We start from the raw sequence: 18,569 nt of genomic DNA on the forward strand, positions 1-18,569 counted from the left end.
CCAGATCCTTCAGCGTGCCCGCGAGCCGCGGGATCGGTCTATTCCCCCACCTCATCCCTTCACCCCCCTGCGCCGTCACACCTCCACATGCGCGCCATCATGAACCGTTCCGACTTTCCTGCCGGTGGTTTGTTGGCCGGTGATCAGTCGGCTCGTGCTTCTGTTTCAGCGTAGTGTGCTGCCTCGTACTCGGTGGGGCTGATCATGCCCAGAGTGGAGTGCAGACGGCGGTTGTCGTACCACTCGACCCAGGAGGCGGTGGCGTACTCGACGTCGGAGACGGTTCTCCAGGGACCGTCGTGGAAGACCTTGGTGCGGATGCACTCGGCCTTGTAGAGGCCGTTGATCGTCTCCATCAGCGCGTTGTCGTACGCGTCCCCGACGCTCCCGATCGAGGGCCGGATGCCCTCGATGTGCAGGTGTTCGGTGAAGTGCACACTCGTATAGTGCGACCCGGCATCGCTGTGATGGATCAACTGGCCTCGCGGGACGGGGTTTCCTTCGTGGCCGCGGCGCACAGTGCCATCCGCAGCGGCACGTCGACCAGCTCCACGTCCTTCCTGATGGAGGCGTGCCAGCCGACGATCTTCTGGGAGAAGCAGTCCACGATGAACGCCACGTAGGTGAACGACTGGTAGGTGCGGACGTAGGTGAAGTCGGTGATCCACTTCTGGTCCGGGGTCGGAGAGGTGAAGTCCCGGTCCAGCAGGTCCGGGGCCCGGGTGTCGGCGGGGTTCGGGATCGTGGTTCTCGGTCTCTTCCCGCGGACGACGCCGGCCAGGCCAAGCGAGCGCATCGCACGGTCGACGGCGCCGAACCCGGCCTCGGGCAGCAGAGTGCGGCGGAGTAGGGCCAGCATCTTGCGCCGCCCATAGAGCCCTTCCGGAGCCAGCACACGCTGCCCGGCCGCGTTGGTCGTGAAGGCCAGTGACCGGACGGCGTCCTGGACCTGGGCGTCACTCACGGTCCGGGCCACGGGCTGAACCGTTCGGCCGCCGGGCGTCCTTCGAGTTCCATCAGATAGCGGAGCCGGTTGCGGACGGTTCCGCGATGGAGGCTGCCGCCGGATTCGTCGGCGAAGAGGACGGGTGAGTCGGGGAATTTGGGCCGTACGTCTTCCAGGAACCACCGCAGAACCAGGTCGAGGTTGTCGAGCATGGGCACCCATCGCGGTCGCGGGCCGGAGGTGTGGGCGCCTTTGCCGAAGCGGACGTGGAGTTTGCCGAACGGGCCGCGGGTGAAGTGCAGGTCCGGTCGCTCCAGCAGCGATGCCTCCTCCGAGCGGAGCCCGGCGTGATACAGCGTCCGGAACATCGCATAGTCCCGAGCGGCGGGTCCGTACTTCCTCGCGGTGGCGATCCGCTGCTTCATGAAGCCGAAGAACTCGCCCACTCGCTCCGGGGTCGGGGGCGGCAACAGAGCCGGCGAATCGTCCCCGACATGCCTTGAGGCATTGAACTCATCGACCGGGCAGACCAGGCGGACGCCGAAAGCGGCTTCGATCTCGACGGACTTGCGGGCCTGGAGGAACCGGTGGAAGCCCTTGAAGATCTGCACGTACTCGCGCCGGGTCGAGGTCTTGCGGCCCTGAACCGCAAGGTCACCGACCACGCGATCGATGTCCTCAGGGGTTACCTCCCATGCGGGCCGGCCCAGCGCCGTCAGCGTCCGCTCCAGCAGCCCGGTGTCGTTGTCGATCGTCACCGGGCTGAACCCGCGGGCCCGCCACGAGGCTACGAACGCGTCGACGCACAGCGACTGGAACTGCCACGGATCCGTCGTCGGAATCTCCTGCGGGACGGCCCCGCCCGCGATGACCTACAGTCTCACCTCGCTCACCGGCATACCTTCCTCGCACCTGAACGGTCAAGGCAGCACCTTGAAAATCCGGCAGCTACCGCGAGAACCAACGAGGACCGCAGGAGGGGGATACGGCCAGGTGGCAGCGGCAACTCTTGTGAGGGAACAAGTGCCAGCCCCAGATCGCTGGGGAGAAACCTTCTCCGACGATGTCGTCGCAGCCGCCATGATCGACCGGCTCGTCCACCACGCCGAGGTCCTCACCCTCACCGGCGACTCCTACCGCACCCGCCAACGACGCGAACTCCTCGCCAAGGAGAACCGCACACACCGCGACTGAACCAACCCCCAAGGGGTCAAATCTGCGGGAGCAGAGCGTGCTCAATTCTGCGGGAGCATTGACACAGGCATCTGACCGGGCTTGGCCCCGGGCGTTTCGCCTCCCGGAAGTACAGCCGACCAAGATCCCAACCCTTGCTGGAGGGGCGCGGCAGCCACACGCAGAGAGATGAGCGAGCGTCTCGGCGAAGAGTCCTGGGGTGGGCGTGGGACCGTCAGCCAGGCCGGCATGGTTCTCTCCGGGCGCCCTCGTGGGGCCCGCGGTGTCCCCTTCATGCCTGACCGGCTTCCTCGGCGGCTTCAGGCCCCGTTTGCCGTGACCAGAGGTGGGCAAAGAGCGTCAGCATGCTGCACATAGCGCCCACTCTGCACGTAACGCACACGCGCATCCTGTCCATTTTGTGTCTTGTGGGTCGCTGACCTGTGGTTTCCTTTGACCTGTTTTTGTTGGATCTTATTCCGATGACGCACCACGTGGAGTGCGTCGCGATCCTTGAACCCATCGCGAAGGGCGCCTGACCTGCAGGTTTCCCGATGTGCGTTATGCGCATTGCGGGCGTTACGGGCGATATCTTGAGGCTGAAATGACGCTCGTGACGCTCGTTCTGACGTGGCGTCAGGACTGTGATCGTGCAGGTCGGGCTGGATGCTGAGCTCGGTTTGTGCGGTCTGGCTTTGCGGAGATTTGAAGGAAATCGGTCCGTTCCGCCGTCGCTGGTTGCGGCGGCGGGCGCTCTGCCGGGTGTGGCATCGCGGCTGGCGGCCGGCAGAGTGGGTGCTCAGCAGCTGGGTCCGTAGGGGCTCGAGCCGTGCATGAACGGCTTGAGGTCCTCGGCCCAGGGCTCGGGGATTTCCGGCATCAACGGTGAACCGCTGAGCGGATTCAGGCGTTGCACGTGGCCCTCGGCCCAGGCGATCCACGCCTCGGCTTCGTCCTTGGCCGGTCCGAGCGGCAGACTCTCTGCGTGGAGTCGGAGTGCGTCGACGTACTCGACAAGACCCGCTGCGCGCCTCCACGCCGCGTTCTGTGCTTCAAGGTGGCGGGCGCGGTATGCCTCTGCGCATTCGGCCGTGGCCTGGCGTTTCACGGCTTCCCGTCGCATGCGCTTCTGCTGGGCCTCCTCCAGGTCAGCCAGACGCTTGCCTTCGGCTGCCTGCCCGCGGAGGCCGAATCGCCTGCAGGGGGCCGAAGGCCAGGGAGACGGCGACCTGCTGGTCCGGATCACGGGACCGCAGACCGTGTGAGTGAGCCGGGAAGGCGACGGGTTTCGGAACCGGGAAGCGTGCCGGCCGATCGGTGTCACGGCACGGCACGGCACGGCACGGCGTCGCCGGGAGCGGCCACATCATCAAAGGCGTGCGCGGCGCCCCGGTCGGGACCAGCCTTCGGTCGCTGGTAGTCGGCCCGGGTGACGACTGCGCTGGCTGTAGTGGTTACCGTGTCTGGCGTGAACTGGATGAAGAAGACTCGAGCCGCCGACGGGGACCACGACCGCGCTCTGTCGGTAGGGGCATTCGCGGCGATCATGCTCGGGGCCTTCCTCATCGTGGCGACGTGCGCGCTGGTGGGCGGCTGGGTCGGGCTGATCGGCATCGTGGTGACCGCGGTTGTCCTCATCGGCTTTTCAGTCACTCGTCTGTAGAGCGCTGGTGTCCGGCGAGTCGCCGGCTGCCGCGTCAACCTGGTTACCGACTCTGGTTTGTGATCAGTGCGCGGCAACGGGGATCGCGGTAACCGAGGCGTGGCATGCGTGCCACCGAGAGTCCCTGCCTGCGAAGAGGGGAGTGCGCCCGGCGCGCCCCCACGTGACGGGCCCATGACTTGAGGTCACCGTCCGTCCCCTGGTCGGACGGCGATTCGCGCGCCGGACATCTGGTCCGGGCCTCGACTCCCGCCTCGGGTGACCAGGAAGATGTCGAGTCAACTTCACGACTCTCAGGCGTGGCTGATGTGTGATCACGGCCAGCGGGCCTGGCGCTGCGCCGTCGGGATCGCGCCGGTCGTACCACGGGCAGGGTGCTCAAGAGGCGGTGGTCGTCTGTTCCTGGAACTCGCGGAAGGCGGCGAAGGCGCGCGGGCCGTAGACCGTGCCCGGCCCACCGTTCATCAAGATGGCGACCCCTATCGTCTCGGCTGCCTCCTGCTCGGTGGCGCCCTGCCGGACGGCGGCCTGGGCGTGATGGGCGATGCAGCCGTCACACTCCTTGCTCACTGCGATGGCCAGCGCGATGAGCTCCTTGGTCTTGGCGTCCAGCGCACCGGATTCCAGCGCGCTGTCGTGGAGCTGCTTGTAGCCCTCGTACACCTGCGGGATCGCGCGCCGCAGCTCACGGCCGGGTGCCCGCAGTTCGTCCCGTACCTGGGTGCCGTACGACATGATGCGTCTCCCTTCTAGCGGCCGCCGGCCACCGGAGCGACGCATGGGGAACGCGGCGCCGGGCGGTGGAGAGCGACAGTGGTGATGCGCGGCAGGCTCACCACCGGCATGTTTGCCGTATCGGTTGCCGCGCAGGGTCGACGGTCGGACCGTGCCTCCATCGTTGCGCCGCATCCCGCCGGGAGCCAGTTCGTCGCTGCCCCCAGGGGGATGGCATGTCGGGGCGCACCGTGCGGCGGCCTCGGGGGGGCGGGCGGTGGTTGGCTCTGCACGGCGTCCCGACGGCTCACGTACTGCCTTCTGCAACGGTGGCGAGTGCGGCGTCGAGGCGGCGCGCCGCCTCGACCGCGACGGGGGCCATGGCGTCGACGCCGGTGAGCGTGACCATGGTCGCGGGGTCGATCGCCTGCACGATCACCTGGTCGCCATCGGTGCGGACCACGACGTTGCAGGGCAGCAGCAGCCCGATCGAGCGGTCGGCGTCCAGTGCCTGACGGGCGAGTGGGGGGTTGCATGCTCCGAGAATCAGGTACGGCTCCATGTCGTGGCCGAGTTTCGCCTTGAGCGTGGCCTGGACGTCGATCTCGGTCAGGATGCCGAAGCCTTGGTCGGCGAGGGCGCGCCGGACGGTCTCCACCGTCTCGTCGAAGGTTCCGGCGACCTTGATGGTGCGGTCGTAGTGCATGGTCTTCACCTCACTCTTCGGATGGCGACCGCCTCGGCATGCGGCCGACCCGGTCGTCGTGCTGCTACCCCGGTCGCCGTGCTGCCAGCGGTCGGCCCAGGGTTGGGCCGCGAACGGCATGATGTCCTGACGCACCCGTCCAGAGGCGGACGACAGGCGCTGAGAGACCGTTCGGTCCTTCGGTCTGACCTCGTGGTGACGCTCCGGGCGTCAGTTTCGCTCGGCCGTGCGGGTGGCGGCCTGCCGGTGGACGTCGTCCATGGCGGCGGACCGAATCCTGGTGATCAGTTCTTCCAGGGCCGGTGGCGGCAGTGCGCCGGGCTGTGCGTAGAGCACGGTCCGGTCGCGGACGGCCATCAGGGTGGGGATGGATGAGATCCGGAAGGCGCCGGCGAGTTCCGGCTGTGCCTCGGTGTCGACCTTGCCGAAGACGATATCCGGGTGGCGCTCGGCCGCCCGCTCGTAGACGGGGCCGAACATGCGGCAGGGTCCGCACCATCCTGCCCAGAAGTCGATCAGCACGATCTCAGAGCCCGTGACGGTCTTCTCGAAGTTTTCCTTGGTCAGCTCGACGGTCGGCATGGGTTCCACTCTCCTCCCATATACCCGGTGGGGTATATGGGAGCTTCAACGGGCGTAAGGGCGGGATTGTTCCAAGCTCCCGCGATCCATTGGCTGTCGAATACCCAGGGGGGTATTTGACAGCGCTGGTGGAGGCGCTTACCGTCGAAGACGTAATACCCAGGGGGGTATCTGGAGGTGAATCTCGCTCATGGCTCGTGAAGTGGACCTGGAGACGTTCGCCGCGGCCTGGACTGCCGGCGCCGTGGTTCTCGACGTGCGGGAGCCGGAGGAGTATCGGGCGGCGCACGTGCCTGGTGCGCACCTCGCCCCGCTGTCCACGCTGGCCGCCGCACTGCCCCGGGTACCCAAGGGGCGAACGGTGTATGTGATCTGTGCGAGCGGTAACCGCAGCCAGTGGGCCGCGGACCGCCTTGCCGCCGTCGGGATGGATGCCCTTTCCGTCGCCGGTGGGACCCGAGGCTGGGCCGGCACGGGCCGCCCGGTCGTAACGGGATCCGCCCCCGGGGCGGTCTGACCCTCCCCCGTTCACGCGGGCCCGCCCCTCCGGGGAGCGGCCACCTTTTGACCTCTCGGATACCCCCCAGGGTATCCGAGTCATCGACTACGGAGGTTTCCGTGTTCTTCGCCCAGTACTACCTCGACTGCCTCTCGCAGGCGTCGTACATGATTGCCGACGAGACCACCGGCAAGGCGGTGGTCGTCGACCCCCGCCGGGACATCTCGGAGTACCTGGCGGACGCCGAGGCTCGCGGCTTCACTGTGGTCGGCGTCATCAACACTCACTTCCACGCGGACTTCGTCGCCGGACACCTCGAGATGGCGGCCGAGACCGGCGCCTGGATCGGCTACGGACGCCGGGCCGAGACCGAGTACCCCATCCGCAAGCTCGCCGACGGCGAGACGATCAGCCTTGGCGGCGTCACCCTGGAGATCATGGAGACCCCCGGGCACACCCCGGAATCGATCAGCGTGCTGGTCTACGAGCACGGTCAGGACACCGTCCCGTACGGCGTGCTCACCGGTGACGCGCTCTTCATCGGCGACGTGGGCCGCCCCGACCTGCTCGCCTCCATCGGTGTCACCGCCGGCGAACTCGGCGCCATGCTCTACGACAGCGTCCAGAACAAGCTGATGGGCCTGCCGGATGAGGTGCGGGTCTTCCCCGCGCACGGCGCCGGATCCGCCTGCGGCAAGAACCTTTCGACGGAGAAGCAGTCCACCATCGGCGAGCAGCGGGCCACCAACTACGCCTGCGCGCCCATGTCGCAGGAGGACTTCGTGGCGATCGTGACCGCCGGTCAGTCCGCTGCTCCCGGCTACTTCGTCTACGACGCGATCCTGAACCGCAGTGAGCGTCCGCTGTTCGATCCGGCCGCCGCACCGAGGCCGCTGAGCGTCGAGGACTTCACCGGCCTCCGCACTTCCGGCGCCGTGGTGGTCGACGCCCGTGACCCCCAGGAGTTCGCCGCCGGACACCTGCGCGGCTCGGTGAACGTGCCGGCCGACGGCCGCTTCGCCGAGCAGGCCGGCACCGTCCTGCCCACCGACGCCGACCTGCTGGTCGTCGCCCCGCAGAACCGCGAGGAGGAGATCGTCACGCGCCTGGCCCGGATCGGCTTCGACCGCGTGGCCGGATACCTGCGCTCCCCGGACGACGCCCTGACCGCCCTCGCCGACGAGGTCACCCCGGCCAGCCGCCTCACCGCCGCCCAGGCCTGTGCCGCCCTGGCGGGCGACAACCCGCCGGTCGTCATCGACGTCCGCAACTGCGGCGAGCGCGGTGACAACGGCTTCATCGACGGCGCCCTGCACATCGCGCTCGGCGAGCTGCCCCGCCGCCTGGACGAGGTTCCCGGCGACCGGCCCCTGGTCCTGCACTGCGCGGGCGGCCACCGCTCCTCGATCGCCGCGAGCCTGCTGCGCCACCACGGCTTCACCGACGTCTCGGACATCCTCGGCGGCTACGCCGCCTGGGCGCTACTGAACACCCCCGCGACCGTCTGACCGGCTGCCGCCCCACAGACCGGCCCTTCCCGGCCGCGACGAACCGCCGGCGCCCGTGCGGGGAGACCCTCTGCCCTGACGGGCCCTCCTCGCGCGGGCCCCGGCCCCCGACGCTGACCTCAGATATACCCCGCCCCGTATTTGCGTACGGAATCATCTCACCACGACGGAGTTTTCATGACGACCGACGCCTCCCGTATCGCCGGCCTCACCCCCACCGCCCTTCAGCAGCTGATCGGCAGCGGGCGCGGTCCCCGCGTGCTGGACGTGCGGACCCCGGGCGAGTTCCGGACGGTCCACATTCCCGGTTCCTACAACGTCCCGCTGGACACCCTGCGTGAGCACCGCGCCGAACTCCTGACCCACCTCGACGAGGACGTCGTCCTCGTCTGTCGTTCCGGTGCCCGCGCCGCCCAGGCCGAGCAGGCCCTCGCCGAGGCCGGTCTGCCGAACCTGCGCGTCCTGGACGGCGGCATGATGGCCTGGGAGGCCGCCGGTGCTCCCGTCAACCGGGGCGAGGCGCGCTGGGACCTGGAGCGCCAGGTCCGCCTGATCGCCGGATCGATCGTGCTCGTCACCGGCGTCGTGGGCGTGTTCGTGCCCGGAGCGCACCTGATCGGCACCGCGATCGGCGCCGGGCTGACGTTCGCCGCGCTCAGCAACACCTGTGCGATGGGCATGATGCTGGCCAAGCTTCCCTACAACCGCGGCCCGCGCACCGACATCCGCACCGTCATCGCCTCCCTGCGGGACCGCTCGTGATCACGCTCGTCCTCGTGGCGTCCGTCCTGATCGGCGTCAGTCTGGGCATCCTCGGTGGCGGCGGTTCCATCCTGACCGTGCCGATCCTGGTCTACCTGGCCGGGCAGGACACCAAGGAGGCCATCGCCACCTCGCTGTTCGTCGTCGGTGTCACCAGCCTGGTCGGGCTCGTCCCGCACGCTCGCGCCAGCCGGGTCCGCTGGCGCACCGGCCTGATCTTCGGCGCGGTCAGCATGGTCGGCGCCTACGGCGGCGGACGCCTCGCCGAACACATTCCGGGCACCGTCCTGCTCATCGCCTTCGCGCTGATGATGCTCGCCACCGCCGCCGCCATGCTCCGCAAGTCCCGCAAGGCGAAGCCGGTCAAGCCCGCACACACGGAACTGCCCGTCAAGCACGTGATCGTCGAGGGCCTCGTCGTCGGCGCGGTCACCGGCCTGGTCGGATCCGGCGGCGGATTCCTCGTCGTTCCCGCCCTCGCCCTGCTCGGCGGACTGCCCATGAGCGTCGCCGTCGGCACCTCGCTCCTGGTCATCGCCATGAAGTCGTTCTCCGGACTCGCCGGCCACCTCAACGGAGTCCAGATCGACTGGAACCTCGCGCTGATGGTGACCGCCGCGGCCATCGTCGGCAGCCTGATCGGCAGCCGCTTCGCCGGACGCATCCCCCAGGACACCCTCCGCAAGGCCTTCGGCTGGTTCGTCGTCGTCATGGGCGTCTTCGTCCTCAGCCGGCAACTGCCCCACGCGATCTGGGCCAGCCCGCTCACCTGGACCGGCATCGGCCTCGCGGCAGCGACCGCCGTGACCTGGGGCACAGTGCGGGCACGCCGCCCACGGCCCGCCATGTACGCACCCCAGGTAGGCTCCGGGGAATCGGCCGCACACCCCTGGCGTTATACCCAGAGGGGTATTCTTGAGTCGATGGTCGGTGAGAAGGAGGAACCCGGTGAAGGTGGAAGAAGAGGCGGCGACCGCGGTCCTCAACCGGCTGCGGCGCGCTCAAGGGCAGCTCGCGGGCGTCATCGCCATGATTGAGGCCGGCCGCGACTGCAAGGATGTCGTCACGCAGCTCGCCGCCGTCTCCCGCGCCCTCGACCGGGCCGGATTCAAGATCGTCGCGAGCGGGATGCGCCAGTGCCTCGCCGAGAGCGAGGAAGGCGCACCCCCCATGACCGAGCAGGAACTGGAGAAGCTCTTCCTCACGCTCGCGTGACACACGACGGCGGGCGGCGGACATCCGCCGGCCGCCGTCGTTTCACGCCGCGGGCGGATGCGTGCGCGCCCAGCTTCCGCCGGCTCGGTCACCAGTTCCCCACCCATGACCGAACCAACAACTGACCTGCCCGACCGTCACCACAAAGACCAGTGCAGTACGAGAAGGCGGCGAAGAGGCGGTTGAGCAGAAGCGCCGCACCGGCACGGTTCTGCGCCGGGATGACAGTATGAGCCGCTCGGGCTGGGTGCGGCGATCGGCATGATGATGACCGAGCGCGGCCTGGTCGCCCCGGCCGCCGGCGGCAGCGCCCCGGCCCAGTGAGGGGCCGGCCTCCCGACGGCCGCGCCCGAGCTCGTCGGGCACGTCCAGGCGGTGAAGTTCGACGCGGAGACCGGGCGCCTGGGCGTCGCCCCCGACGCCCCCGCGTACGGGGGAGCTGCGCTGGATGGCGCCGAAGCTGATCGCGGCCACCAACGAGCAGGTGTCCGGCGCGAGCGTGCCCGCCGTGCATGGCCTGCCGCCCGCCCCTGGGAAGGCCGGGCCCACCACGGTGGCCACCGACCCGATCTCGCCTCCGGCCATGCCCGTCGCGCCCTGCCGCCCGTCCGGGCCGATGGCCACGCTGCCGGGTATGCCGAAGCATCGTCAGTGACCGGGCCCGAAGGGGTAGCCGTACCTTGCCGCACCGGAGCTCCCCGCGTACGACGGCCGCCGGCCTCCGACGTCACCATCGTGCGTCGCGACGGCACCCAGGAGACCCGGCCGGCCCTGGCCCCGCGGCTGTCCCGGGGCTCGTACGACCCCGCCCGCGCCAAGCCCCGGGAGACGGGGAAATCGGCAAAGAAGTGCGCCAGCTGCGACGGTACGACGCGTGGCGGCATCTGCCCGGCGAGTGCGCCCCGAGGGCGGTGCAGCCCCGCCCGACGGGCCGGAAGTCGCCCTGCACGAGAAGGTCGCCCGCCGGTTCTGGGTCCGCCGCCGCTGCCCCGTTCGCGACGCGAAGGCCGGCCAGGACTGCACCGACCCGGGCCCGCTGCTACGCATGCGCCAGGCGCTACTGACTTTCCACTGGTCCCCACGGCTGGGATCTGACCGTTGGATCCGCCTACCGAGAGAGACGACAACGCCTCTCGGCTGAGTACCTGAACTCTGGGACGACAAGGGCACTACCGTTCGACTGTGATCAACATCGACGGAACCCGCCTCGGGGTCGAAGCCGCCCGCCGCCTGCGGCAGACCGACTGCTGCACCATCGAACCTGGCCTCAGCCACGACGAGTTCGATCGCATCGAGGCCGAGTACGGCATCCAGTTCTCCGACGACCACCGCGCTTTCCTGGCCGCCGGCCTACCCGTGTGCTCACCACCCGAAGAGGGCGCCACCTGGGAGAAGCCCTGGCCGGACTGGCGCAACGGCGACCCCGACGAACTCCGCTCCCATCTCGCCTGGCCGACCGATGCGGTGCTGTCAGCGGTCGAGCACGGGTACTGGCACGCCTCGTGGGGCCCGCGCCTCGCAGAACCGCAGGACGCCCGGGCCGCAGCAAAGAAGCACCTGGCGTCGGTGCCCCAACTGGTACCTCTCTACGCGCACCGGTTCCTTCCCGCAGGTGGGGGAACCCATGGGCACCCGGTCCTGTCGATCTGGGGCACGGACATCATCTACTACGGCGAAGACCTTGCCGACTACATCAGCCACGAGTTCGAAGAGGGGCACGACCACCCCGAGACCTGGAACCCGCGGGCCACCGTCGCCTTCTGGCAGGACTTCGTTCAGTAGTCCATCTGCCTTGCTACAGATCTCAGACGCGGTCTGACGGCCGGTGAGGTCACCGGGGGCGTACTTCTTCCAGGTTCCTCCCGCCTGCGCGGCAACGGCCTCGGTATGGACGGCGTGGTAGCCGAGCATCCCGGCGACGACCGAGGGTGGGGCTTGAAAGACGAGCTGTTGCAGGGTTGCGGTCCGGCCGTGGAGGGTGGGAATACCCCCGGCAGCGAGCCGCCTGCCAAGGCTCGCGGGGTCCATCGGCTGCCCGGCTCGGCGCCCGGGGAAGAGCCAGTCGCTGGCCGGAGCGGTGCCGTTCGGCCGGTTCGGCCGTGCGGTGTGGATGTAGTCGAGGAGCACGCCGGCGAAGGGCTCGGGGACTGGGGTGGGCGGCTCGCCGAGCCGGAGTGCGACCTGATCGGTTTCGTGCTGGACGTCGTGGATGGTGAGCCGGACCAGACGCCGGATGGGCTGGGCATAGAGCAGGATCGGTGCGGCGGCGATCCGCTCCAGATTCTCGTCCAGGCCGAGCGCGTCCCGGTAGGCGGCGAAGCGGGTGTTCATCTGCGAGAACCCGATCCGGGCCGAGCGCTCGGAGGGGAAGGGCGCCCCGGTGCCGGAGGTGGCGAACAGCGGGCGGACCTCCTCGTTCCACTGCTGCAGGATCTCCGCCGACCAGTCCCAGACCGTCAGTACGCTGCGGCGCTTGGGCGGTGAGCCCTTCTTCGCCTTGCCGTGGCGCACGTAGAGGACGCCGTAGTCGCCGAACTCGAGCCCCTCGGGGTTGCGGCCGAAGTCGACGCTGTCGAGCATCCTCGTCTCGTTTCGTCGCAGGCCGAAGGCGTACGCGGTCTTGAACAGCACCGCGTCGCGGAAGGCTGGCAGCCAGCCCTTGCGGCCCCGGCCGCGGACCCGCTCGACCTGATCGTCGGCGTGGTCGAAGAACGCCTGCAGCTCGTCATGGGTGAAAGCCCGCTTCCCGGCGTCGGCCTCGGCCTCCTCCACGTGCACGGCGGAGTTCCACTCGTGGACGACCTGCACCGGGTGGGTGCCGAACCGCTCCTCGCAGGTCGCTGCCCAGCCGTATGGTCTGCCCGGGGCGGGTGGCCAGCAGGTCGATGTCCTGGGTGAGCATGCCGGCGAGGACTTCACGCTCGTCCGTTTTCGGAGGGATACCCGGGCTGTTCTGCCAGCGGCAGAACACCGGCCGGACCGGGCCCGACGATCACTACAGTCCAGTCTCATGACGACGATTACGACGCGTACGGTCGAGTATCCGGCCGACGGTTTGACGATGATCGGGCACCTCGCGCTCCCGGCCGGTGTCGACCGCCGGCCCGCGGTGCTGCTCGGACCAGAGGGCATGGGGCTCAGCGACGTCGAGCGCCGCCGGGCCGATGCTCTCGCCGAGCTGGGATATGTAGCGCTGGCCTTCGACCTTCACGGTGGGCGCTATTTGGGGGACCCCGAGGAGATGCTGGCCCGTTGCATGCCGCTGCTCGCCGACCCCGACCGGATGCGAGGCATCGGCCACGCGGCGCTCGACGTGTTGCGCACCGAACCGCGGACCGACCCCGACCGGATCGCCGCCGTCGGCTACGGCACCGGGGGCGCCATCGCGCTGGAACTCGGGCGCGATGGCGTCAACCTGCGCGCGATCGGGACAGTCAACGCAACTACCACGGGCCGACCGGGCGAGGCGGCGCGCATTCGCTGCCCGGTGTGGGCCGGGGTCGGGTCGGAAGACCCGATCATGCCGCCCGCGCAACGGAACGCGTTCACCGCTGAGATGCAGGCCGCGGGCGTCGACTGGCGCCTCGCGGTCTACGGCGGCGCCTTGCACGCCTTCCACCACCCGCCGGTCGACCACCCCATGGTCCCCGGCGTCGGCTACCACCCACAGCACGCGCAGCGAGCCTGGCGCGACGTCGTCGACCTGCTCGCCGAGTGCCTGCCCGTGACGGAGGACCTGGGGGTATGACCCAGGCAAACACGCTGGCGCCTGGCCTGGTCGGCGTCGGGCACCGACAGTCCCCTCCCCTCGAGTCCGCACAGCAGAACCGCATTCGGGCAGATGCTCGATTGCGGAGACGTATGCACAACTGCCGCAGTGCATGCCGGATTTACTGCGGCGGAGCTCCTGCCGTGATCATCGCGGCGCGCACAGCACAGAGTCGAGTCCTGCCAGACCGTCGGTGACGTGCTCCGTGGCGAGGGCGGGCAGGCGTAGGATTCGCGCACGGAGCAGGCTGTGGGGAGCAGCTTGCCGATAGGCGAGGGTGGCGCCGGGACCCCAGCCCCTCGATGGCGAGCGGGACCTGCCCCGCCGCTTGAGCGGCGTCGCGGTGGAAGAGTGCCCCGTGCTCGTGGGCCGGCGTGGCGAGTCCGGCCACCGGTTGCAGGGCCCCGGTCTCGTTGTTCGCCGCCTTCACCGACACCAGCACCGTGTCCTCGGTGAAGGCGGCGGCCAACGGCTTCGGCTCAACGAGCCCCTCCCGGTCGACAGGCAGGAGCGTCACCTTCGCGCCGTGCAGCCGCTCCAGCGCACGGCATGTCTCCAGCACGGCGGGGTGCTCGGTGGCCTGCGTGATCACGTGCGGACGCGGCTGGAGGCCAGCACCACACCGCGCAGCGCCGTCAAGTCGGCCTCGGAACCGGAGGCGGTGAAGACGGCCTTCCCCGCCCTGGCACCGATCAAGTCCGCCACCTGGGCGCGGGCCTCGTCCAGTGCCCGGCGAGGCGCCTGGGCGTAGGGGTGGCTGCTGGAGGGGTTCCCGAAGAAATCCGTCAGATGCGGCAGCATCGCCTCGGCGACTCGCGGGTCGACCGGGGTGGTGGCGTTGTGGTCCAGGTAGACCGGCCCGCCGGCGAGACGCGGGTGCGAGGGAACGCTTTCGGGGATGGGATTCACGTTGTCGCCCCGGCGTGTACGGGAAGGTCGGCCAGGCGCCACTCGAGCATGCCGTCGTTGAGCCGGATCGCCCGTCGGCCGTGGTCGGTGAGCAGGCGCACGGCGTCGTAGGCGAGGGCGCAGTACTCGCCGCGGCAATAGACGACGACCTCCGCGTCCTCGGCCAGCTCGCCGATCCGGTCGGTCAGCTCGGCGACCGGGATGCACACAGCCCCGGGGATGTGTCCGGCGAGGTACTCCTCCAGCGGCCGGACGTCGAGCACGACTACGTTGCCGGCCTCGACCCGGGCCAGGAGTTCCTCGCGGGTGACCTCGGCTGCGCCGTCCTCACCGAGGTAGGCGTCCCGGGCGACGGGAACGGCGGCCTGGTGGCGGTCGGCGACCTTGCGCAGCAGGGCGAAGAGCTGGGCGACGTCGTCACCGGCGAGCCGGTAGTGGATCCGTACGCCTTCGCGCCGGGTGGCGACGAAACCGGCCTGCTTGAGGGTCTGCAGATGCGCCGAGGCGGTGGTCAGGTTCAGTCCGGCAGCCTTCGCCAGGGCGTCCACGGTGCGCTCGCCCTGCGCGAGCAGGTCGAGCAGTTCCAGGCGCTTGCCGCTGGCCAGCGCCTTGCCGCTGGCGGCGAACGCGTCGTAGAGGGCGGCCTTCGTGCCGCTGGTGATGGCGTCGCGCATTGCATCCTCCAAATATCTATGGATTACTGTAGCTCATGCGGGCGGTGACGCCTTCCGCCCGCCCCCTTCTCCACGTGAAGGACAGCTCGATGGGATTCCCCGGAGATCACCTGATCCCCCTGGTTGACGAAGGACTCGGCAACAGCGCATACCTCGTCGATCTGAGCGATGGCCGCGCTCTCGCCGTCGATGCGAGCCGTGACCTGCGCACCCTGTACACCGCCGCCGAGCGGCGCGGTCTGACCGTCGCCTATGCGGCAGACACACACCTTCACGCCGACTTCCTCTCCGGCGCCGTGCAGCTCGGCCACGAGCACGGCGCGTCGATCCTGGCCTCCGCCGCCGGAGGGCGTGCCTTCGGCCACCAGGGCTTGGCCGACGGGGACGAAGTCGACCTCGGCGGGTTCACCCTGCGGGCACTTGCCACCCCTGGCCACACCGATGAGCACCTCTCCTTCCTGCTGCTGGACGGCCGGGCAGAACTGGGCGTCTTCACCGGTGGGTCGCTGACAGTGAACTCCGCCGCCCGCACCGACCTCCTCGGCCCCGAGCGGACCGAGGAACTCGCCCGGGCCCAGTACCGGTCCCTGCGTCGGCTCACCGAACTGCCCGACAACACCGCGGTATGGCCCACGCACGGGGCCGGCTCGTTCTGCTCCGCCCCGCCCGGGACCGAACGCACCTCCTCCATCGGCGCGCAGAAGCAGGCCAACCCGCTGCTGGCCGCACCTGACGAGGACACGTTCGTGTCCCAGCTGATCGCGAGCCTGGGCACCTACCCCGCGTACTTCGACCGGCTCGGCGAGGCCAACCGGCGCGGACCCGGCGTTGTCACCGGCACCCCGCTGCTGACCGAGCTCTCCGCCGAACAAGTCCGCGCCCTTGTTGCGGACGGCGGACACGTCGTCGACGTGCGCCAGGCCGCCGACTACGCCGCCGGCCACATCCCCGGATCGCTCTCCATCCCCCTGCGGGGCCAGTTCGCCACCTGGCTCGGCTGGCTCCTGCCCGACACCGCCCCCCTCGCCTTCGTCACCGCCGACGGCCAGGACCTGAGCGAGATCGTCTGGCAGGCGTACAAGATCGGCTACGAGCGCCTCACCGGCCGCCTCGCGGGGGGCATGGACGCATGGACGGCCGCTGGCCACCGACTGGCCGCCACCGCGTTCGTCACCGCCGACCGCGCCGGGGGCAATCCGTATATCGACGTGCGGCAGGAGTCGGAGTTCACCGCCGGACATGTCCCCGGCGCGGTCAACATCGAACTCGGCGGCCTCGCCCACGTCGCCGCGGAAGCTCCCGAGGGCGCGATCGTGGCCTGCGGGCATGGCGAGCGCGCCATGACCGCCGCCAGCCTCCTTGAGCGCGCCGGTCACAGTGATGTCGCTGTGCTCGACGGCGGACCAGCCGACTTCGCCGCCGCCCACGGCGAGAAGCTCGTCCAGGGTGCGGAGGGCACCCGCTCGTGAAGACCACTCCCATCTCGACGGCGCCGACGGACGCCTCCAGTCGTCCGGTACGCCTCGGCCTGCGCGAGAACCGGCTCCAGTTCACCCTGCTGGTCGTCGTCAACATCTGCGTCGGCGGCCTGGTCGGCCTGGAACGCACCACCGTCCCGCTCATCGGCGCCGAGACGTTCGGGCTGACCAGCGAGCTGGCCGTCTTCTCCTTCATCATCGCCTTCGGCCTCTCCAAAGCCCTCACCAATCTCGCTGCCGGGGCCCTGACCTCCCGCTTCCGCCGCAAGCAGCTGTTGGTGGCCGGCTGGCTGATCGGCATCCCCGTCCCCTTCGCTCTCGCCTGGGCGCCGTCGTGGGGCTGGATCGTCGCGGCCAACGTCCTGCTCGGCCTGAATCAGGGCCTGACCTGGTCGATGACCGTCAACATGAAGATCGACCTCGTCGGTCCCTCGCGGCGAGGACTGGCCACCGGGCTGAACGAGGCCGCCGGCTACACCGCCGTCGGCGTCACCGCCCTGCTCACCGGCTACCTCGCCACCAGCTACGGACTGCGCCCGGTCCCCGAGCTCATCGGCGTCGTCTTCGTCGTCGCGGGCCTTGCCCTGGCTCTCGTCGTCCGCGACACCGCCGCCCATGTCGCCCTCGAACTCGCCCACCACACCAAGCCCCTGCCCACCGACGAGGGCACCGGCCTGAAGGCCACGTTCATCCGCACCTCCTGGCGCAACCGCTCGCTGCGCGGTGCCAGTCAGGCCGGACTGATCAACAACCTCAACGACGGCCTCACCTGGGGCGTCTTTCCCCTCCTGTTCACCGACCACGGCCTGGGCCTCGCTGCCGTCGGCCTCATCAAGGGCCTCTACCCCATTCTGTGGGGCCTCGGGCAGATCCCGACCGGCCACCTCGCCGACCGCATCGGCCGCAAACCCCTGATCGTCTACGGGATGCTCGTCCAGGCCGGCGGTTTCGTCCTCGTCCTCGCCCTGCTCGACCGGCCTCTGCTTGCCGGAGTCCTGTCCGCCGTTGCACTCGGCCTCGGCACGGCCATGGTCTACCCGGCCCTCATCGCGTCCATCTCCGACCACGCCCACCCGGCATGGCGGGCCAACGCCCTGGGCACGTACCGGTTCTGGCGGGACATCGGCTACGCCGCAGGCGCCCTCGTCGCCGGCATCCTCGCCGACGCCCTCGGCCTGAACGCCACCGTGATCGCCGCCGCTGTGCTCACCGCCGCCTCCGGCCTGCTCGCTGCCCGTTGGATAACCGAGCACCGGCCCGACCCCCACTGAACGACCGGCCTGCCCGTCCCGCACGGCTCTGGTGTGAGAGGCCGGAGCGACGTGGATCAGACCTTCTCGATGGTCACGCGGGGGTGGTCGGCGGTGAGCATGGTGATGTCCTCGACGTCAGCGTCGAGATGGTCACTCGCCCCCGCTGGGCGAGGGCGGTGGCGCAGAGCATGGCGTCGATGGCGTACTTGTGGCCATGCAGCCCGGACGCGCGCAGCAGAGTGGCGGCGGACTGGGCGAGGGTCTGGGTGACCGGCTCGACCCGCAATCGGGACAGCGTCCATTTGAGGGCGGCGTCATTGATCCGGGGGTGGACCACCTCGACGAGCACGGCGGCCGAGGCGATCACCAGAAGGTCGGCGTCGCGGGCGGCGGTGAGCCACTCGTGGACCTCGCGGTCGCGCTGGACGGCCTCGGCCAGGCCCTCGCTGTCCCGTCGCACGACGCCCTCGGCCCGGGTTCCCGCCGTTCAGCACGGACCGGTACCCCGTCAGCGATTCGGTTCCGCCGTCCATCTCGTCCTGCCGGTCACGTTCACGCCGAGGCTGCGCGGTGACACCTTGTTGCCGTCGAGGCGTTGGTGTGTGTCGCCGGCCATGAACAGATCGTCGGGCCCGGGGCGACCAGCGTCCGCAGCAAGCGCCACCGCGCCGGGTGGAGGTCCTGGGCTTCGTCGATCACCACGTGGCGGAAGGGACGG

Annotated in this window: 20 protein-coding genes and 3 pseudogenes; 11 read left to right on the top strand and 12 right to left on the bottom strand. The window is 69.7% G+C overall.

The window, feature by feature from the left end; all coding sequences use genetic code 11:
- Positions 1-143: 143 nt before the first annotated feature.
- Both OG332_RS33075 and OG332_RS33080 read right to left on the bottom strand, forming a co-directional pair.
- Positions 144-970: pseudogene (locus OG332_RS33075) on the bottom strand (IS3 family transposase); the annotation flags it as partial.
- Positions 961-1,704 (bottom strand): tyrosine-type recombinase/integrase, encoded by a 744-nt coding sequence (locus OG332_RS33080; RefSeq protein ID WP_327416871.1) that lies wholly within the window; start codon positions 1,702-1,704, stop codon positions 961-963. The pseudogene OG332_RS33075 and the gene OG332_RS33080, both read right to left, overlap by 10 nt.
- A 265-nt stretch (positions 1,705-1,969) precedes the next feature.
- On the opposite strand from OG332_RS33080, the gene OG332_RS33085 reads away from it, so the two are divergent.
- On the top strand, positions 1,970-2,140 hold the full coding sequence (locus tag OG332_RS33085) for an ATP-binding protein (protein WP_327416872.1): 171 nt from the start codon (positions 1,970-1,972) through the stop codon (positions 2,138-2,140).
- Between the two features lie 778 nt (positions 2,141-2,918).
- Here the strand turns inward: OG332_RS33085 and OG332_RS33090 are convergent.
- Positions 2,919-3,242, bottom strand: coding sequence for a hypothetical protein (locus tag OG332_RS33090; RefSeq protein ID WP_327416873.1), 324 nt, complete (start codon positions 3,240-3,242; stop codon positions 2,919-2,921).
- 354 nt (positions 3,243-3,596) lie between these two features.
- On the opposite strand from OG332_RS33090, the gene OG332_RS33095 reads away from it, so the two are divergent.
- A complete protein-coding gene (locus tag OG332_RS33095; RefSeq protein ID WP_327419459.1) occupies positions 3,597-3,782 on the top strand; it encodes a hypothetical protein in 186 nt (61 codons plus the stop codon).
- 378 nt (positions 3,783-4,160) lie between these two features.
- Here OG332_RS33095 and OG332_RS33100 read toward each other — a convergent pair whose 3' ends face one another.
- From OG332_RS33100 to OG332_RS33110, 3 genes are all read right to left on the bottom strand, one after another.
- Positions 4,161-4,517: a carboxymuconolactone decarboxylase family protein gene (locus tag OG332_RS33100; RefSeq protein WP_327416874.1), complete on the bottom strand. Its 357-nt coding sequence runs from the start codon at positions 4,515-4,517 to the stop codon at positions 4,161-4,163.
- 286 nt (positions 4,518-4,803) lie between these two features.
- Positions 4,804-5,202: a DUF302 domain-containing protein gene (locus OG332_RS33105; RefSeq protein ID WP_327416875.1), complete on the bottom strand. Its 399-nt coding sequence runs from the start codon at positions 5,200-5,202 to the stop codon at positions 4,804-4,806.
- A 210-nt stretch (positions 5,203-5,412) separates the two neighbouring features.
- The gene (locus tag OG332_RS33110; protein WP_327416876.1) at positions 5,413-5,784 is read right to left on the bottom strand and encodes a thioredoxin family protein; all 372 of its coding nucleotides are present in this window, start codon (positions 5,782-5,784) and stop codon (positions 5,413-5,415) included.
- A gap of 190 nt (positions 5,785-5,974) precedes the next feature.
- Between OG332_RS33110 and OG332_RS33115 the strand changes: the two genes are divergently transcribed.
- The 6 genes from OG332_RS33115 to OG332_RS33140 all read left to right on the top strand — a co-directional run bounded on the left by OG332_RS33115 (position 5,975) and on the right by OG332_RS33140 (position 10,423).
- Positions 5,975-6,301: a rhodanese-like domain-containing protein gene (locus OG332_RS33115; protein WP_327416877.1), complete on the top strand. Its 327-nt coding sequence runs from the start codon at positions 5,975-5,977 to the stop codon at positions 6,299-6,301.
- 101 nt (positions 6,302-6,402) lie between these two features.
- Entirely contained in the window at positions 6,403-7,791 is a 1,389-nt protein-coding gene (locus OG332_RS33120; RefSeq protein WP_327416878.1) for an MBL fold metallo-hydrolase, read from the top strand.
- 177 nt (positions 7,792-7,968) lie between these two features.
- Positions 7,969-8,553, top strand: a complete 585-nt coding sequence (locus OG332_RS33125; protein ID WP_327416879.1) for a rhodanese-like domain-containing protein — start codon at positions 7,969-7,971, stop codon at positions 8,551-8,553.
- On the top strand, positions 8,550-9,590 hold the full coding sequence (locus OG332_RS33130) for a sulfite exporter TauE/SafE family protein (protein ID WP_442816250.1): 1,041 nt from the start codon (positions 8,550-8,552) through the stop codon (positions 9,588-9,590). The genes OG332_RS33125 and OG332_RS33130 overlap by 4 nt, the downstream gene beginning before the upstream one ends.
- Positions 9,502-9,768 carry a metal-sensitive transcriptional regulator gene (locus OG332_RS33135; RefSeq protein WP_008741329.1) on the top strand — a complete coding sequence of 89 codons (267 nt, stop codon included), beginning with the start codon at positions 9,502-9,504 and terminating at the stop codon, positions 9,766-9,768. Before OG332_RS33130 ends, OG332_RS33135 begins: the two co-directional genes overlap by 89 nt.
- A 448-nt stretch (positions 9,769-10,216) precedes the next feature.
- Positions 10,217-10,423: a hypothetical protein gene (locus OG332_RS33140; protein ID WP_327416880.1), complete on the top strand. Its 207-nt coding sequence runs from the start codon at positions 10,217-10,219 to the stop codon at positions 10,421-10,423.
- A gap of 815 nt (positions 10,424-11,238) precedes the next feature.
- Here OG332_RS33140 and OG332_RS33145 read toward each other — a convergent pair.
- The gene (locus OG332_RS33145) at positions 11,239-12,576 is read right to left on the bottom strand and encodes a hypothetical protein (RefSeq protein WP_327416881.1); all 1,338 of its coding nucleotides are present in this window, start codon (positions 12,574-12,576) and stop codon (positions 11,239-11,241) included.
- A gap of 202 nt (positions 12,577-12,778) precedes the next feature.
- Here OG332_RS33145 and OG332_RS33150 point away from each other — a divergent pair, with 202 nt between their 5' ends.
- On the top strand, positions 12,779-13,516 hold the full coding sequence (locus OG332_RS33150; protein WP_327416882.1) for a dienelactone hydrolase family protein: 738 nt from the start codon (positions 12,779-12,781) through the stop codon (positions 13,514-13,516).
- A 142-nt stretch (positions 13,517-13,658) separates the two neighbouring features.
- On the opposite strand, the gene OG332_RS33155 is transcribed toward OG332_RS33150, so the two are convergent.
- The 3 genes from OG332_RS33155 to OG332_RS33165 are packed head-to-tail and all read right to left on the bottom strand — an operon-like array spanning position 13,659 to position 15,120.
- Entirely contained in the window at positions 13,659-14,129 is a 471-nt protein-coding gene (locus OG332_RS33155; RefSeq protein WP_327416883.1) for an aminotransferase class V-fold PLP-dependent enzyme, read from the bottom strand.
- Positions 14,126-14,446, bottom strand: a complete 321-nt coding sequence (locus OG332_RS33160; protein ID WP_327416884.1) for an aminotransferase class V-fold PLP-dependent enzyme — start codon at positions 14,444-14,446, stop codon at positions 14,126-14,128. The genes OG332_RS33155 and OG332_RS33160 overlap by 4 nt, the downstream gene beginning before the upstream one ends.
- Positions 14,443-15,120 carry an ArsR/SmtB family transcription factor gene (locus OG332_RS33165; protein WP_327416885.1) on the bottom strand — a complete coding sequence of 226 codons (678 nt, stop codon included), beginning with the start codon at positions 15,118-15,120 and terminating at the stop codon, positions 14,443-14,445. The genes OG332_RS33160 and OG332_RS33165 overlap by 4 nt, the downstream gene beginning before the upstream one ends.
- 89 nt (positions 15,121-15,209) lie before the next feature.
- On the opposite strand from OG332_RS33165, the gene OG332_RS33170 reads away from it, so the two are divergent.
- Both OG332_RS33170 and OG332_RS33175 read left to right on the top strand, forming a co-directional pair.
- Complete coding sequence (locus OG332_RS33170) at positions 15,210-16,589, top strand: MBL fold metallo-hydrolase (RefSeq protein ID WP_327416886.1); 1,380 nt, start codon at positions 15,210-15,212, stop codon at positions 16,587-16,589.
- A complete protein-coding gene (locus OG332_RS33175; RefSeq protein ID WP_327416887.1) occupies positions 16,586-17,869 on the top strand; it encodes an MFS transporter in 1,284 nt (427 codons plus the stop codon). Before OG332_RS33170 ends, OG332_RS33175 begins: the two co-directional genes overlap by 4 nt.
- A gap of 56 nt (positions 17,870-17,925) precedes the next feature.
- Here OG332_RS33175 and OG332_RS33180 read toward each other — a convergent pair.
- Positions 17,926-18,311 (bottom strand): annotated as a pseudogene (locus OG332_RS33180) (DNA-binding protein).
- 75 nt (positions 18,312-18,386) lie between these two features.
- A pseudogene (locus tag OG332_RS33185) lies at positions 18,387-18,562 on the bottom strand (UvrD-helicase domain-containing protein); the annotation flags it as partial.
- Positions 18,563-18,569: the final 7 nt, after the last annotated feature.

Source organism: Streptomyces sp. NBC_01233 (assembly GCF_035989305.1).
Lineage (GTDB): Bacteria > Actinomycetota > Actinomycetes > Streptomycetales > Streptomycetaceae > Streptomyces.